Origin of the sequence: Aeromonas sp. 604443 (assembly GCF_049170315.1) — a bacterium.
Classification (GTDB): domain Bacteria; phylum Pseudomonadota; class Gammaproteobacteria; order Enterobacterales; family Aeromonadaceae; genus Aeromonas; species Aeromonas veronii_A.
In genome coordinates this window covers 343,794-358,290 of sequence record NZ_JAAKMI010000001.1, presented here as the reverse complement: position 1 = coordinate 358,290, position 14,497 = coordinate 343,794, and the positions used below count along the sequence as shown (strand labels likewise).

General features: G+C 58.3%; 14 protein-coding genes. 8 read left to right on the top strand and 6 right to left on the bottom strand.

From position 1 onward, the window contains the following. Positions 1 to 239: 239 nt before the first annotated feature. From G5380_RS01495 to G5380_RS01480, 4 genes are read left to right on the top strand one after another with little or no spacing between them, the layout of a single operon-like run. Positions 240 to 995: an acyltransferase gene (locus G5380_RS01495; RefSeq protein ID WP_159163480.1), complete on the top strand. Its 756-nt coding sequence runs from the start codon at positions 240 to 242 to the stop codon at positions 993 to 995. Further along, positions 992 to 2,191, top strand: coding sequence for a glycosyltransferase (locus G5380_RS01490; RefSeq protein WP_123172959.1), 1,200 nt, complete (start codon positions 992 to 994; stop codon positions 2,189 to 2,191). The genes G5380_RS01495 and G5380_RS01490 overlap by 4 nt, the downstream gene beginning before the upstream one ends. Further along, the gene (locus G5380_RS01485; RefSeq protein ID WP_421352257.1) at positions 2,188 to 4,728 is read left to right on the top strand and encodes a hypothetical protein; all 2,541 of its coding nucleotides are present in this window, start codon (positions 2,188 to 2,190) and stop codon (positions 4,726 to 4,728) included. The genes G5380_RS01490 and G5380_RS01485 overlap by 4 nt, the downstream gene beginning before the upstream one ends. An 11-nt stretch (positions 4,729 to 4,739) precedes the next feature. Further along, on the top strand, positions 4,740 to 5,216 hold the full coding sequence (locus G5380_RS01480; RefSeq protein WP_421352256.1) for a hypothetical protein: 477 nt from the start codon (positions 4,740 to 4,742) through the stop codon (positions 5,214 to 5,216). Here the strand turns inward: G5380_RS01480 and G5380_RS01475 are convergent. Further along, positions 5,194 to 5,640 carry a hypothetical protein gene (locus G5380_RS01475; protein ID WP_421352255.1) on the bottom strand — a complete coding sequence of 149 codons (447 nt, stop codon included), beginning with the start codon at positions 5,638 to 5,640 and terminating at the stop codon, positions 5,194 to 5,196. The two genes, G5380_RS01480 and G5380_RS01475, sit on opposite strands and share 23 nt — an antisense overlap. Then, the gene (locus tag G5380_RS01470; RefSeq protein ID WP_100645977.1) at positions 5,627 to 6,394 is read right to left on the bottom strand and encodes a hypothetical protein; all 768 of its coding nucleotides are present in this window, start codon (positions 6,392 to 6,394) and stop codon (positions 5,627 to 5,629) included. Before G5380_RS01470 ends, G5380_RS01475 begins: the two co-directional genes overlap by 14 nt. A 158-nt stretch (positions 6,395 to 6,552) precedes the next feature. Here G5380_RS01470 and G5380_RS01465 point away from each other — a divergent pair, with 158 nt between their 5' ends. Further along, entirely contained in the window at positions 6,553 to 7,398 is an 846-nt protein-coding gene (locus G5380_RS01465) for a DUF1194 domain-containing protein (RefSeq protein ID WP_088869111.1), read from the top strand. Between the two features lie 208 nt (positions 7,399 to 7,606). Here the strand turns inward: G5380_RS01465 and G5380_RS01460 are convergent, their stop codons facing one another. The 4 genes from G5380_RS01460 to G5380_RS01445 all read right to left on the bottom strand — a co-directional run bounded on the left by G5380_RS01460 (position 7,607) and on the right by G5380_RS01445 (position 11,281). Beyond that, on the bottom strand, positions 7,607 to 8,263 hold the full coding sequence (locus G5380_RS01460) for a hypothetical protein (protein ID WP_421352254.1): 657 nt from the start codon (positions 8,261 to 8,263) through the stop codon (positions 7,607 to 7,609). 492 nt (positions 8,264 to 8,755) lie between these two features. Further along, positions 8,756 to 9,151: a hypothetical protein gene (locus tag G5380_RS01455; RefSeq protein WP_421352253.1), complete on the bottom strand. Its 396-nt coding sequence runs from the start codon at positions 9,149 to 9,151 to the stop codon at positions 8,756 to 8,758. An 8-nt stretch (positions 9,152 to 9,159) separates the two neighbouring features. Continuing rightward, positions 9,160 to 9,453 carry a hypothetical protein gene (locus G5380_RS01450; protein WP_421352252.1) on the bottom strand — a complete coding sequence of 98 codons (294 nt, stop codon included), beginning with the start codon at positions 9,451 to 9,453 and terminating at the stop codon, positions 9,160 to 9,162. A gap of 412 nt (positions 9,454 to 9,865) precedes the next feature. Next, the gene (locus G5380_RS01445) at positions 9,866 to 11,281 is read right to left on the bottom strand and encodes a GumC family protein (protein ID WP_421352251.1); all 1,416 of its coding nucleotides are present in this window, start codon (positions 11,279 to 11,281) and stop codon (positions 9,866 to 9,868) included. A 156-nt stretch (positions 11,282 to 11,437) separates the two neighbouring features. On the opposite strand from G5380_RS01445, the gene G5380_RS01440 reads away from it, so the two are divergent. Genes G5380_RS01440 through G5380_RS01430 form a run of 3 tightly spaced genes read left to right on the top strand, consistent with a single transcriptional unit; the run spans position 11,438 to position 14,410 of the window. Beyond that, positions 11,438 to 12,553: a glycosyltransferase gene (locus tag G5380_RS01440; RefSeq protein ID WP_421352250.1), complete on the top strand. Its 1,116-nt coding sequence runs from the start codon at positions 11,438 to 11,440 to the stop codon at positions 12,551 to 12,553. Between the two features lie 31 nt (positions 12,554 to 12,584). Then, a complete protein-coding gene (locus tag G5380_RS01435; RefSeq protein WP_421352249.1) occupies positions 12,585 to 13,778 on the top strand; it encodes a glycosyltransferase family 2 protein in 1,194 nt (397 codons plus the stop codon). Next, positions 13,775 to 14,410, top strand: a complete 636-nt coding sequence (locus G5380_RS01430) for a sugar transferase (RefSeq protein ID WP_421352248.1) — start codon at positions 13,775 to 13,777, stop codon at positions 14,408 to 14,410. The genes G5380_RS01435 and G5380_RS01430 overlap by 4 nt, the downstream gene beginning before the upstream one ends. Positions 14,411 to 14,497 lie beyond the last annotated feature (87 nt).

Here is a 14,497-nt window from a genome sequence, read left to right as displayed (position 1 = left end):
ACGCCACTCACCCCCGCCCTTAAGCGATAGCCCCTCTGTGCGGCTTAACCGTCCAAAACAGGCCCAGAATGAGACTGGCATTTGCGTTTTGCACAACGCGGGCTGCAAATTGCACCGACCGGCGCAATCTGCCCCTCCTCTTAGCCCCATTTGGCCCGATCACACTGGGGTCGTCCTGTTGGCCCGATCCCTGCTTTCTGCTTAGCGAGCAACGGACTGCACCAGAGGGAGAGGTCGCCATGAACACCATCAACCTGCACCGCATGAAAAGCTGGGCAAAACAGGGGGAGACGCCACTGGCTCGCCGGGTATGGCGACTGGCTAAAAGTGCCCGCCACTGGTCATTCCCAGTGATCCCACCCCTGCATCGGCTGCTTTATCGGCTCTATCTGCTGGGCAGCAACGCGCTGGCGACCCTGACCCGCACCCTCTGGTGGACCCCCTTGTTTCAATCTCGCCTCACGGCCCCCGCTCCGCGTCTCTATCTCTATGGCGGCATCCCCTATATCAGCGGTCCGGTCACCATCGAAATTGGTGCCGACTGCCGCCTCAGCGCCGCCATGACCATCAGCGGCCGGGCATCGAGCCAGACACCAAGGCTGGTCATTGGCCGCAATGTCGGCATTGGCTGGCAGACCACCCTGGCGGTGGGCAGCAAGATAGTGCTGGGGGATAACGTCAGGATTGCTGGCCGTGCCTTCCTGGCGGGCTACCCGGGGCACCCGGTCAACGCCCGCGATCGTGCCCTTGGCAAACCGGATCGCGATGAACAGGTGGGGGCCATTGTGCTGGAGCAGGATGTCTGGCTTGGCACCGGGGTGATGGTGATGGCCGGCGTCACCATAGGCGCCGGAACCATTGTCGCCGCAGGCAGCGTCGTCACCCGGGATCTGCCTGCAGGTGTGCTGGCAGCGGGTGTACCGGCCACCGTACTGCGCCCGTTGCAGCCACAAGATCACAGCGACCTCGCACACGCTTCGGAGACCTTTGCATGAAACCACACTCATTGCCGCAACTGGTGGTATTGGGAGAGGATTGGGGCCAGCACCCCTCCAGCACCCAACACCTGATCAAGCGTCTGTTGCCCGATTATCAAGTGCTCTGGGTCAACTCCATCGGCATGCGCTGTCCCCGCTTTACCCTTCATGATCTCACCCGTATCGTCCGCAAACTGGGGGCGGTGCTGCGCGGTGCGCGCCATGCTGGCGGCCAGTCGGTTGCGCCATCAGAGGTCAGCAGCCCCCGGGTTCTGCCGCCGCTCGCCTTGCCACTGCCGGGTAGTCGGCTGGCGGGCAAAATCAATGGCCACTGGCTGGCGGCGCAGATCCGGCGCCAGTTGCCCGAGCTGGATCGCCCCCTGCTCTGGATCTCCCTGCCCAGCGCCGTCGACCTGATTGGCAAGCTCGAAGAGCGGGCGGTGATCTACTACTGCGGCGATGACTTCTCGGCGCTGGCGGGGGTGGATCATCAGGCCATCGCTCACTGCGAAGCCAGACTGGTGGAAAAAGCCGATCTCATTCTGGCCGCCAGCCCCGCGCTGGCTAGCCGCTTTCCCCCCCATAAAACCCGGCTCCTCAGCCACGGCGTGGATCTCGAGCTGTTTATGCCCCCCAGAGAGCGCCCGGCGGATCTCCCCTCCGGCCGCCCCATTGCCGGATTTTACGGCAGCCTGAGCGACTGGATTGATATCCCCCTGCTTGCAGAGACGGCTGCCGCCCTGCCTCACTGGGATCTGGTGCTGATTGGCCCGGTCCAGACCGATATCTCCCCCCTCAAGGGGCTCCCCAATATCCATCTGCTGGGGCCCCGTCCCCATCACACGCTGGCGGCCTATGCCCAGCACTGGCAGGTGAGTCTGCTGCCTTTTGTCGACAACGCCCAGATCCGTGCCTGCAATCCATTGAAATTGCGCGAATATCTGGCCGCAGGGCGACCCATCGTCAGCACCGATTTTCCGGCCCTCGATGGCTATCGGGATCAGATCCAGCTCCCCCACGATGGGGAGAGCCTGGCCCAGGCCATCAATAGGGCCGCCTTTGATCAATCCAATCCGGGCTGGTTTCAGGAGAGTGGCTGGGAGGGGCTCACCCGCAGCGAAGGGCGCCACACGCGCCAACAGCAGGTGGCCCTGCAAAGCTGGGATCACAAGGCTGCCGAGCTGAACAACTGGTTGAAGGGGCTGCCCGGATGAGCAAAGGGCTCTGGCTGATTATCCTGCTCTGCGCCAATGCAGCAATGGCCACTACCCGGCTGGAGGGGCAGACCCCGCTGCCCCTGACAGACAACCAGACACCCCAGCGGCTCGATCTGAGCACCCACAACTGGCCAATAGGCAGCGATGATGAACTGGTGATCGAGGGCCATAACCCCAGCGCCCGCCCGCAAACCCTGATCCTGCGTATCGACGATAACGCCTCGGTCAACTACCGCAACCGGGTCAATCTGGAGCGGATTGTCGCACCCGGCCCCTTCACCCAGCGCTTTGCCTTGAGCGAGTGGCGCACCAGCCAGCCCAGAGCGCTGGCGCTGGACAAACTCACCAAGCTCTATCTCTTTATGGCCGATAACGCCCCCTCAATGACCATTCACCGCTGGTACTGGGAGCCCGGTCTGACTCTGCCTGAGGGCACCATTGCGCTGGATCTGGGGGCGGCGGCTGCGCCACGCTTTACCGGCTTTGAAGCCCTGAGCCCGGGGGATCCCCGGCTGATTGGCCATCCCACCCCCATCTTGCGTCCCTCCGGCGATGCCCTGGTGCGCGATGGGCTGCGCAATCTCGACGGAGTGCGACTGGACCTGGCCAAGGGGCGCTACCAGCTCACCCTCTGGCTCGATGACCCCGGCGAGTGGGAGTACCTGCCCCACCCCTTCGAGCGCAGCGTGCTGGTCAATGGCGAGCCCATCTGGGCCGAGCAGTGGCAACCGCAGGAGTGGCTAACGCAGCGCTATCTGGCGGGACAATCTCGCGAGGCACTGCCAAATCCGGATCCCTGGCAGCTGTTCGGGGCACGACAGGGCGGCCCGGTCCATGTCACCCTGAACCACCCCGGCGGCCCGATCACTATCACATTGGTAGGTCACTCACCGGATGCCAAATACCTGGCGGGGCTGCTGCTTGCCCCCTATCCGGCCCCCACTAGCAAAGAGGCTCTCCCGAATAGTGGAAAAGCTCTCGCCGTATTGGCCGACGCTACCGCAAGCGTGCTGACCAAGCAGCGCCAGCTGTTTTTGGAAAAGTGGACTCTGGCCCCCTATTCCCCAACCCCAGCCCCAGCTTCGCAGCAACTGAGCCTCACGCCGATTACGGATGCCGCCCCAACCCTGCAGATCGCCCCGCTATCTGCGGCCGATGCGTTGCAGCAGGCTTCACAACCCGTGCTGGCCGCCCGTGGCAGCCAGCTGTTGCTGGAGTTTGCCATCCACGCCGCCACCGACGATCCGGCACCCTTGCTGGTGATCCAGCCCCCCGAGCAGGCAGGATCGCCGCTGACGCTGACCCCCTATTACGGCAAGTGGCATCTGGTTCGCCCGCAGGCGAGCGGCACCCTGCTGGCCCCCTCGGACCAAGAGCTGGTCGAGGGGATCGCCGGGCTCACCCTGCTGGCAGACGCACCTCGGCGTCTGGTGCTGCAGATCACCATCCCCCGCGATGCACCTGCCGGTCACTATCTGGGCAATATTCAGCTGCTCAGCCAACAGCAACTGGTGCAATTGCCACTGACTATCGAGGTGCTGCCACTGACTCTGCCCGCGGCCAGCAAGCCGGTCGGCATCTATGTTGAAGCGCCCCCCTATCTGAATTGGCTGAACCCCAACCCCGAGGCGTTAAAAGAGCAGATCGCCGAGGCCAGTCGCTGCGATCTGCAGCGGCTCGCCAAGCTCGGGATCAGCGGCCTCTCGCCTGCCCTGCCACAGGATGAAGCGGGGATGCGAGAGGTCATGGGAGAGGCGGTGGGGCTCGGCTTTGTGCCCCCCCTGCTGGCCTATACCCCGCTCAAACGCTGGGGGAGCGACCCTGCCAGCCAGCTTGATCAGTGGCAGGCGCGGCAACAGGGGCTGACCGCCAGCGGCTTGCCGCCGCTGGCATGGAGCCTGTTTGATGAGCCGGATCTTGCCACCCTGCCCGCCATTACCACCCTGGCGCGGGAGATGAAACGGAGGGATCCGGCGGTGATCCGCGCAGGCCACTTCAATCATCCGGGTCAGGCTGGTCTGCTGGCAGAGGTGGAGATTGCCCTGATCAACGCAGGCTTTGGCGCCGACAAGGCCGATGTGGCACGGGTGCGCCAGCACAAGGTCACCCCCTGGTTTTACAATCTGGGCACCCCGAGAGCCGCCGGTTTTTATCTGTGGCAGAGCGGCGCCGAGGGCTATTTGCAGTGGCATGGCCGCATGCCCACCGCCCTGCCCTACGACCCCACCGACGGGCGGGAGAGCGACTTTATGCTGCTCGGCCCGCAAGCCTGCGAGGCGCACCGCCTCTCCCACAATCTGTTGCTGTTGCAGCAAGCCATCGAGGATCTGCGCTGGCTCGCCTGGCTGGAGCAGGAGGCCCGCTATCAGGTGGAGGCCGCCCTGCTGCTGGAGCGCCTGCGCGATCAGCTGCCGACCCGCTGGCAGGTGGCAGAGCAACTGCCCTCTGCCGCCTGGATCCAGTGGCGCCGCGAGATTGAACAACTGGCCAAGGGATTGAAAACATTGCAAACTGGTGCCAACTCATCCTCCTGAAGTGACTGCGTATGGCCAACCAGACTCCCCGCTCCACAGCCAAAGACAGCGTCCTGCCCCGCCTGTTGCCCCTTATGCTGCCGCTGCTGATCCTCACCGGTTGCGCCCGTCAGGAGCCGGTCAATGAGACCCTGCCGATCCTCAACCAGTTGCGGGAACAACAGCTGGCCGAACAGCCCCAACTGCAACTGCAGTACCAGCAAGCGGAGACACAACTGCCAGCGGATCAGGAGCAGCAGCTGCATCAGTTTTTGGGACGCAAGGATCCGGCCCGGATTGCGCTGGTAAGCGGCCCCGGGCTGCAAACCGACATGCTGGAGAGTGCGCGAATGGCGAGCGTGCGGCTGACTGCCCTCACCCGCTTGCTGGGATCTCGCGCCATTGAACTGGAGCCCCGCTATGACCCCATGCTGGCCCCCAATACCTTGCTGATCCGCATTCTGCCAAACGGTGAACCGGGGTCGGTCACCCCAGCGGCGGCGCAATAAGGTCAATGCAAGAAGTCGGCAAGGCCACCCGATAGAGGGGATAAGGGGCCAGCCCCCACAATTTGCGCCAACCCTGGGTCAGACGGTACGAGAGCAGCGGCGGGCTCTGGTGCAGCTCGCCTAAAAACATCACCCCTTGGCTCATCCCTTCACCCGCCAGCGTCACTGACATCGCCTCGCTATCCGGCGCCACCAGCATGGCCAGCAGCAGACCGTCACAGCGGGGATGGGTCAGCTGATAGCTGACATAGGTGCCGCCCAATACCGGCGTAGCCACCCGCAAACGCCAGCCCAACTGGACCAGCTCCAGCAGCATGGGCTTGGCTCCCTCGTTAACTGCCCGGTTCTGATAACGCCAGCCCATGGCGGCAGCACTGAGCAGCGCCACCAGCAACAGCAACAGATATCCCCTAGATAGATGCATCACGGCGTCCCCGGATAAAGAGGATGGTCATCACCAACAACATGATGGCCCACTGGTAGAGCTGGGCCAGCGAGCCGGTATGCAGCCAGCCGTACCAGCGCAGATCCAGACTCATCAGCACCAACCGCAGCTGATTGGCCCCGATATAGAGCAGGCAAACCAGCAGCAACATGGGCCACTGCCGGTAGAGGGGCCGATCCGGCGCCAGCCAGCAGCAGGAGACCAGCCAGGAGAGCACCACCAGATAGAGTTGAGAAAACGAGGAGCACCCCTTGAGCACGATCAGCGCATGGCCTCCCAGCCGCTCGATGCGATTGCCATCAAGGCGAGTCTCCCAGCCCAGCAGTTGCAACCACTGGCCCACCCCCCAGGCGTCGAGCGCCAGCACAGGGCCGGATAGCAGGGCAAACACCTGCTGCCCCCACAACACCGCCACGGTAAAGGCGAGTACAATCTGCAACACCGCCCGCTCATCGCCACTCTGATGACGGCGCCATAGCGAGGCCACCAGCAGCAGACAGGCCAGCGCCTTGCAACTGGCGCTGGGGATCAAGATCAGCAGGATAAAGAGGGCGAGCGCCAGTGGATGCGGTCGCCAGCTCGGTGCAACCCGCGATGCAATTTGCCACCAGATAGCAATCAGCAACACCACCAGCAGGTTGAAGTGGCCCATATTGAGCCACACCATGCCCCACTGATTGGCCAAACCAAGTAGCAGCCAGTTGGGTGCCCACTGCCAGGGACGGATCTCCATCGCAACTCCTGCCGGTTATCAGCGCTTTTGACCGCTGTCGCAAGTTCCATGCCTGCCCGACCTCACCCGGATCAAGCCAAGTCAGAGGATTCGCCAAAGCTGGCACGCTTTATTCATTCCACCCTGCTGGCACTAGCGCCAGGGAGAAGGAGTGAGCAATGAAACTCAAACCGTTGGCAGGGCTGCTGGGGATGTTGTTGGTAACCTCCCCCGCATACGCCTTGACCGAAGTCGATACCGAACTGCAACTGCTGATGGATGTGTCGGGCAGTGTCAGTTCATCGGAATTCAATCTGCAATTACAGGGCTATGTGGACGCCTTTTACAGTCAGGATGTACAAAGCGCCATCCTCGATACCAGCGGCGGCAAGCTGGGGTCAATTGCGGTACAGATGATCATGTGGAGCGGCTCGACCCAGCAGAGCGTGATGACCGACTGGTTCCACCTCTACGACATGACCTCCATCAACAACTTCGCCGCCACCCTTGATGCCCTGGTGCGCCCCTATGCGGGGATGACGGCACCCGGTTCGGCCATGGCCTTTGGTGGCTTGCAGTTTGATACCAACGACTTCACCGCCGCCCGCCAGGTGATGGATGTGTCGGGTGACGGTATCCAGAACGCAGGGCTGGATACCGCCACCGTGCGTGATCAACTGCTCGCCTCCGGCATCGATACCATCAACGGCATCACCATAGGTCAGGACTATGCCGATGGGGTGTTGCAAGAGTGGTATGTGGAGAACGTGGCGGGCGGTCAGGATGCATTTGTCATCAATGCCACCACCTTCGCCGACTTTGGCAATGCCTTGCAGCTCAAACTGGCGGCCGAAATTGAAGGGGGCATTATTCCGGAAGGGGCACTGGCCGCTCCCATCGAGGAGATCCCGCTGGCCGCCCAGCTGCTGCTCGGTATGCCGCTACTGCTGGCCTGGCGCTATCAGCGCCGTAACCAAGGACGCCTGCAGCCCGCCAACGGGCAACTGGCACCCGCCATCGGCTGATTTATCACCCCGTGTGTCGCGATTAGGGAGCAATGGCTCCCTGATTTTTTGGCTTCGTCATAACATTAAGCAAGATATACACGGCAACTGTGTTCATTAGCATACTATTGGCCCATAGAGTGGTCGTAGCTGCCATACTTTACCAACTACCGTTTCCCAATAAAAAGCTGACAACACAAAGCGTTAAGCGTCGCCTTTGAACAATTTGTTATATTTTGGCTTTTCTAATGGCTAATTTCTCGTTATATAAATGAACTGCATAATCTGTCGTTTTAGACATAAAGTGATACCCCACCATTGCCACCACTTCATATTGATGGCTATTTTGTTCAATGCCGAACACTTTTAGTGCAGAGGGATGAATCAATTTTGAACTTAACTTATAGAAAAATTCATAGTCCTCTAGGTAGTCATGCACAACAGCCAAATTACGAATATTAAAAGGATGAGTTGTGACATTTTCAAAGATAGTAGGAATAGGCTCCTTCTGAAGCATACTATAACCACTTTCTGATAGTGGATAATCAGCATCTTTACACTTTTTTATAAATGCTGAGTTTAGAACATCTCTATCGCCTGCCAATTGCGCATAAAATCTGTACAGTGATTCTTCATTTGAATTGACCTCAAGCATGATTAAGTACAGTTCAAAGATGTTTCTGCTTGCGAGCGTGACCACTGAGTTGTTATTTATATTTAAAAGCCACATGTGGACTTCACTGTTAATAGCCTTGAAAATATAATAATTCAACAAAGACTCTTTATTGAGATAGTCCAATGTTCCCATCTCGCTGGCGATATATGCAAGATCCCTGTGGCAACAACCAAGCATATCAATAATTTTCTGCTGTCCGTTAAAATCCATATAGCAACCTATTTAAAACAACTAAAATATCCCACAACGATACATGACTGTAACTATATGTAAGGCTGGATTTATTTATAAATACATCCTTACATATAATTTCATTCTATCACAAATCACCACAACCGATTAAAAACACTTAAATAAAAAATAATTTTAAAAGTTAATTATAATTTAAGGGCTGTAGGTTCGATTAGCGAAGTGCAATCGGACGTTCGCGGCCATTATGTAATATGTTTCTTTAACTAGCCAAAATGCGCCCCTCTTACCTCTTCCCCGAACCACCGAAACTCGACAACCAAGGTCACCAGTCGGGATGTACTTACCACGCAACATTGGTAGCTAGTATTAACGTGATCGTCCGATTACTCCTACCGGCTAATCTAACCTACGAACTCTGTTATATTTTTTCTAACTATTACTGCCCAATAAAATTAATTTTCGATCTATTTAAATATCATGCAGTTTTGAATTACTGATTACATAATTTTATTAAACCTCATCATATGCCACCTTCAATTTCCCCGCCACATGTAATTCATGACATGCGTCAAGCGCTTCATTGAGGACTTTTTCATACTTCTGCTGTATATGGTTTAGCAACTCTAATGCTATTACAACGGTGTTTTCAATGTAACCTCTTAGCGCTTCCTCATTTCTTAGATAAGCACCAAAATGTACTTCATGCTTTGGATCATCTGGTTTGGTATAAGAGCCGAAAGTTCCAGAATAATTGGGGTGTGCATATTCACATAATATTTCATAGTGTGTTCTGAATTTTCCTTCCAGAGTTTTATCGACCGAATCAATGCACTTCAGTACATATATTTTTTCAGGGAAGTCATTATCATTAGACCATCCAAACAGTAAGCGATTGATAGTCGTCAAGAAATGAACTATATCTTTTGTTTTTTTAAATGTTCTAACTTAATATTTACAAACCACAACACCGCAAGAGTCTCATAAGCTGCTCTAGCTGTAGTAATTGCACCAATTAATACGTTGGACTTATAAAGCGCATATGTAGCTTCGGTCAGTTCTATAAATCGGTAGAAAGCTGCTTCCCTAAAAATATCGGTATCAAACGTAGGCTTATATGCAATACTTTTAGCTGGAGGCGCTATAACAATCGGTCTATTTCTTTTCCAAACCGAAAGTCCAAGCATCGCCTCCCCTATATTTCTATACACTTGACGCCCCTTAACATTCAACAGTAAAAAGATAAGATTCTTCTATGAAAACTAAAGCCACCCTTATAACTTCGCATTATCATACAGCACTTAATCTGAAAAATCATTTTGAAATCATCGTACAACCAATCTTATTTATATTTCTTATTAAGACTTTTGACATCCACCTTTAATTTTTACAAGGCCATAGTCAAAAAGTGACTATGGAAAGTCCAGCTCCGTCTCAACTTTGTGAACCAATCAAAACGCTAATCAACGCAGGTCATATAAGTGGACGTAGCTAAACAGAGTGCAAAGCGGCGATGGGAGGAATATCTATTTTTTATCCCACAGCCCTAGCCCCATAAAAGGCCTCATCACGATGCCTAATCAGAAATATTCAAATTCCGGCTGGTAGCCCGTTTTACCGCAATCACCCCGGCTCTGGTGACAAGGGCAACACCTGCCCATCCAACGCATGATCACTATTGGATGGATAGTCCGGCACTGGCTCGCAGTAGGGAATGCGGCTTAGCACCGGTGCATTGACCAGGGCGGCCAGCTGATCGGAGCGGCGCAGGCTGGCATCCGCCAGTTCGGCCACCAGCGCCAGACCGCAGCCCAGCCCCAGCCCGCCAACAATGCCCGCCAGCAAAAACAGCCAGAGCGGGTAGTTGCTCGGCTTGCTGGGGGCAAAGGGCTTGTCGATCACCTTGATCCGCTCCCCCTGCTCGAAGTTGCCCAGATCGCCGGTCACCTTGGCCTTCTCATAGCGCAGCAGCAAATCCTGATAGAGGGTGCGTTTGACCGCCAGATCCCGCTCCAGCTCGGCGAGCTGGCGCTCGGTATCCCCCTGGGAGTCGACCACCTTGTCCAGCCCATCCAGCTGGCTCTTCAAGCCGGCGGCGTTTTGCTCTGCCTCCGTCAGTTGCGTCTGGGCCAGCTGCCACTCGGGCCCGCGGGCCATATCCGGCTGGGATTTGAGCTGCTCGAACTCCTGCTGCAACTGATCAATCTGATAGCGCAGGCTCTGCACTTTGCTGTGCTCGTCGCTGTAGCGGGCCCGCAGCAACACCAGCTCGGTGCGCATCAGCTGCAGCTTCTCATCCAGCTGGCGGGCCAGCTGGCTCTCCTGCCCCAGCGATAGCTGATCGACCCGGGCCTTGGCCTGCTGCAAGGTGATCAGGCTCTCGGCATAGCGCTCCTGCAAACCATAAAGACGGGCGACGTTGGTACTCTGCTGCTGGGGCAAGGCGCTGGCATGCTCCCGTTTAAAATCGGCGAGCAGCTGCTCGGCCTCTTGCAGTTCGCTGCGGCGGCTGTCGAGCTGGCTTTGCAGGAAACGTTCGGACGATTCCGCCGACTGGCGCCCCTTGCTGAGCAGGTTGAAGAAAAAGCGCCGCGAAATGGCTTCGAGCAAACCGGCGCTGTTGGCCGCCGAATCCGCCTTGACCTTTATCTCGATCACCTCATCGCCAATCAGCCGCAGCGAGACGGCACTCGAGAGCCAGTCCATGATGGCATCGCGCTGGGCAGGCGGGGTCTCGTCATTGACCAGACCGCGATCCCGCGCCACCCCGTCCAGCACATAACGGCTGCGCAGCAGGGCTTCGAGCACCGCAAAGCGATCTTTCAGGCTCTCCTGAGTGATCAGATCCTTGAGGGTCGGGGTCTGGTTGGCATCTTGCGGCACCATAAAGGTGGTGCGGCTCTCATACTCCTTGGGGGTGAGCAGACCGACCGTCACGCCCACCAGCGGCATCACCAGTACCGGGATCACCAGCAGATAGCGACGGCGCCAGGCGGCAAAGAGAATGATGTAGAGGTTGTAATAGAACTGGACAGGCATGGCATCACTCCCTGAGAAAAGCCCTCCCCCGCACGATGCAAAGGCAGTGCCACCAGAGGAGCTGATCGCCTCTGTGGGCAGATCGCAAGAGTGGTACAAGATTCGCATTCTCCCGCTATCCGGGGTGTCACCCCTTCCCTTGCCGGAGCGCGAACCATGTTGTCATCAACCCCGTCGCACAGACCCCATCCCCGCAGGGGCTCCATCGTTCAAATCGTGCAGCACCTGCAGCCCGGCGGGCTGGAGACCATGGTGCTCAACCTCACGCAGGCGAGCCCTGCCGAGCAGCCGGTGCATATCATCTCCCTCGAAGGGCGCAAAGGGGATGTGCTAAGGGCATGGCCCGCTCTGCATCCCTTCGCAGGCAATATTCACTGTCTGGAAAAGCCCGCAGGCTGGTCGCTGGCGACCCTCTGGCGGCTCACCCGACTGCTGAGCCAACTCAAGCCCGTCGCAGTACATACCCACCATCTGGGGCCCATGCTCTATGGCGGCCTCGCCAGTCGGCTGGCCCGGGTGCCCACCCTGGTACACACAGAGCACGATGCCTGGTATCTCGATGATCCCCATCAGCGCACGCTGGCCCTGTGGGGACTGCGCGCCTTCAAACCCATTCTGGTGGCCGATGCCACGCCGGTGGCCAACCAGCTGCTGGCCAAGCTGGGCCAGCTGTCGCCAACCGTGATCCCCAACGGCATCGATGAGCAGCGTTTTGCCCCGGGCGCCGCCGCCCTCGCCCGTCAGGAGATGGGATTGCCGCAAGGGGTCAAACTGATTGGCTGCGCCGCACGCCTTGAATCGGTCAAGGGGCATAACTTGCTGCTGGAGGCGATCCGCACTCTGCCGGAGGAGGTGCATCTTGCGTTGGCAGGGGTCGGCAGTTTGCAAAATGCGTTGCAACAACAGTGTCAGCAACTGGGGATCGCCCATCGGGTCCATTTTCTGGGGCTGGTCGAAAACATGCCGCGCTTCTATCAGGGGCTGGATCTCTTCTGCCTCCCCTCGCTGGCAGAGGGGATGCCGCTTTGCGTGCTGGAAGCCCAGGCCTGCGGGGTACCGGTGGTGATGAGCGATGTGGGGGCGGCCAGAGAGATCGTCTGCCAAGCCAGTGGCCATATCCTGTCGGAGCGGGATCCCAGTCACCTTGCCCAGCTTCTGGCACAAGGGTTGCTGCAGTGCCATAGCCTGCGTGCCGTCACCCGAGAGTTTGTGTGCCAGCAAAGCAGCTTGAGCCGGATGGCTCAGGCCTATCAGCAGCTTTACAGCCGCTGATCAAGCGACCCGATGACCAGAGGAGCATCCCATGGAATGGATCATGATCGTGTTCTGGCTGTGTGCTGTACTGGTGGTCTACCACCATGTCGGCTATCCCCTGCTACTCAAATTCGGTGGTCGGCAGGCGCGCAAGGTAGCCAATCCACCCCGCCCTCTGGATCGAGGGTTCAAAACAGACGCCACCGATGAGGCACTGCCGACCATCACCCTGTTGATGCCGGTCTACAACGAGGCGGCGACCATCGCGGCCAAGCTGCAAAACCTCGCCAGCCTCGATTACCCCGCCGACAAGCTGTGGGTGCATGTGCATTTCGACGGTTGCAGCGACAACAGCTACCCCATTGCGCTAAGCCAGCTCGGAGATCCCGCCCTGCTGCAGTTGCAGATCAGGCTGTTTGATCACCCCCGCAATCGCGGCAAGGTTGCCGTGCTCAACGAGGCCATGACCCGGGTACACAGCGATCTGGTGGCCCTCACCGATGTCTCGGCCCTGCTGCCCATCGACAGCCTGCTGCTGGCGGTCGCCCATTTTGCCGATCCCAAGGTAGGTGTGGTCGGGGAAGCATACCGCTTCTGGCAACCGGGCTCCCAGGGCGAGGAGAGTTACTGGCACTATCAAAGCCAGATCAAGCTCTGCGAGTCGGCCCTTGGCGGTATGCTGGGGGCCCACGGGGCCTTTTACATGATGCGCCGGGAGTGCCTCACCCCGCTGGCCGCCGATACCATCAACGACGATTTCATCCTGCCGATGCAGGCCATCGCCAAAGGATATCGGGCGGTCTATGACAATCGCTGCGCCGCACTGGAGCTGGAAGTTTCCGATGCCGTGCTGGAGGCGACACGGCGCCAGCGGATCGGGGCCGGCAACACCCAGCAGCTGCTGCGGTTGCTGCCCCTGCTGCACCCCAAGTTCGGCTGGGTTGCCTTCAACTTTGCCAGTGGCAAGGGGCTGCGGGTGCTGATGCCGCTCTGCCTGACCCTGCTGTGGCTCTGCGCCATCCCGCTGGCCACCCAATCCCTGCTATTTCAGCTGTTGCTGGGGCTGCAACTGCTGGGGTATCTGCTGGTCATCCTGATCCAGCTGACCCCTGTGCACCCCTGGCCCAATCTGTTTCGCAAGATCCACTATCTGGTGCTCGGACACTGGTACAACGGCATGGGCACCCTGCGCTACTGCCTGCGCGCCCCCATACGTTTCATGTCACAGGAGAAAGCCGTATGACACACCCCATTCCAAGATTGACCCTGGTGGTCAAACGCAGCATGGATCTGCTCGGTGCCACTCTTGGCCTGCTGCTGACGCTGCCACTGTGGCCGCTGATCATGCTGGCCATCCGGCTCGATAGCCCGGGGCCTGTGTTCTTTCGTCAGCTGCGGATCGGACGCAGCCACGCCACCCATACCGAGCTCTTTTTCATGATCAAGTTTCGCACCATGCGCGCCGACGCCGAGGCGGGCACCGGGCCGGTCTGGTGTGGCAAGGGGGACAGCCGGATCACCCGTAGCGGCGACTTTCTGCGCAAAACCCGGCTCGATGAGCTGCCGCAGTTTATCAATGTGCTCAAGGGGGAGATGTCGCTGATCGGCCCCCGTCCGGAGCGACCCGGGATCGCCAACCGGCTGGAAGATGCGGTGCCGTACTTTATCGAACGCACCTATGAAGTGGCCCCCGGCATTACCGGTCTGGCACAGGTCAACCAGGGTTACGACGAGTCGCTCGATGATGTGCGCAGCAAGTTGGCGTTCGATCTGGCCTACTCGGTCTCCCTGCTCCACCCCTGGCGCTGGCTGGTGCAGGATGTGCATATCATCGGCAAGACGATCGCCATCATGGTTGGCAAGAAGGGGCGCTAATCCCGCTGTGCCAACCTCAACCACACCCCAACCCCATCAGGCCATTGCCACTGCAATGGCCTTTTTTATGGCACATCCTTGTGGCAC

What these genes read in the sequence shown, in the direction of transcription:
- G5380_RS01470 (WP_100645977.1), bottom strand. Translation starts at nt 6,394, where the DNA reads ATGGAGATCCGTCCCTGGCAGTGGGCACCCAACTGGCTGCTACTTGGT.
- G5380_RS01485 (WP_421352257.1), top strand. Translation starts at nt 2,188, where the DNA reads ATGAGCAAAGGGCTCTGGCTGATTATCCTGCTCTGCGCCAATGCAGCA.
- G5380_RS01460 (WP_421352254.1), bottom strand. Translation starts at nt 8,263, where the DNA reads ATGGATTTTAACGGACAGCAGAAAATTATTGATATGCTTGGTTGTTGC.
- G5380_RS01445 (WP_421352251.1), bottom strand. Translation starts at nt 11,281, where the DNA reads ATGCCTGTCCAGTTCTATTACAACCTCTACATCATTCTCTTTGCCGCC.
- G5380_RS01480 (WP_421352256.1), top strand. Translation starts at nt 4,740, where the DNA reads ATGGCCAACCAGACTCCCCGCTCCACAGCCAAAGACAGCGTCCTGCCC.
- G5380_RS01435 (WP_421352249.1), top strand. Translation starts at nt 12,585, where the DNA reads ATGGAATGGATCATGATCGTGTTCTGGCTGTGTGCTGTACTGGTGGTC.
- G5380_RS01440 (WP_421352250.1), top strand. Translation starts at nt 11,438, where the DNA reads ATGTTGTCATCAACCCCGTCGCACAGACCCCATCCCCGCAGGGGCTCC.
- G5380_RS01430 (WP_421352248.1), top strand. Translation starts at nt 13,775, where the DNA reads ATGACACACCCCATTCCAAGATTGACCCTGGTGGTCAAACGCAGCATG.
- G5380_RS01495 (WP_159163480.1), top strand. Translation starts at nt 240, where the DNA reads ATGAACACCATCAACCTGCACCGCATGAAAAGCTGGGCAAAACAGGGG.
- G5380_RS01475 (WP_421352255.1), bottom strand. Translation starts at nt 5,640, where the DNA reads ATGCATCTATCTAGGGGATATCTGTTGCTGTTGCTGGTGGCGCTGCTC.
- G5380_RS01490 (WP_123172959.1), top strand. Translation starts at nt 992, where the DNA reads ATGAAACCACACTCATTGCCGCAACTGGTGGTATTGGGAGAGGATTGG.
- G5380_RS01465 (WP_088869111.1), top strand. Translation starts at nt 6,553, where the DNA reads ATGAAACTCAAACCGTTGGCAGGGCTGCTGGGGATGTTGTTGGTAACC.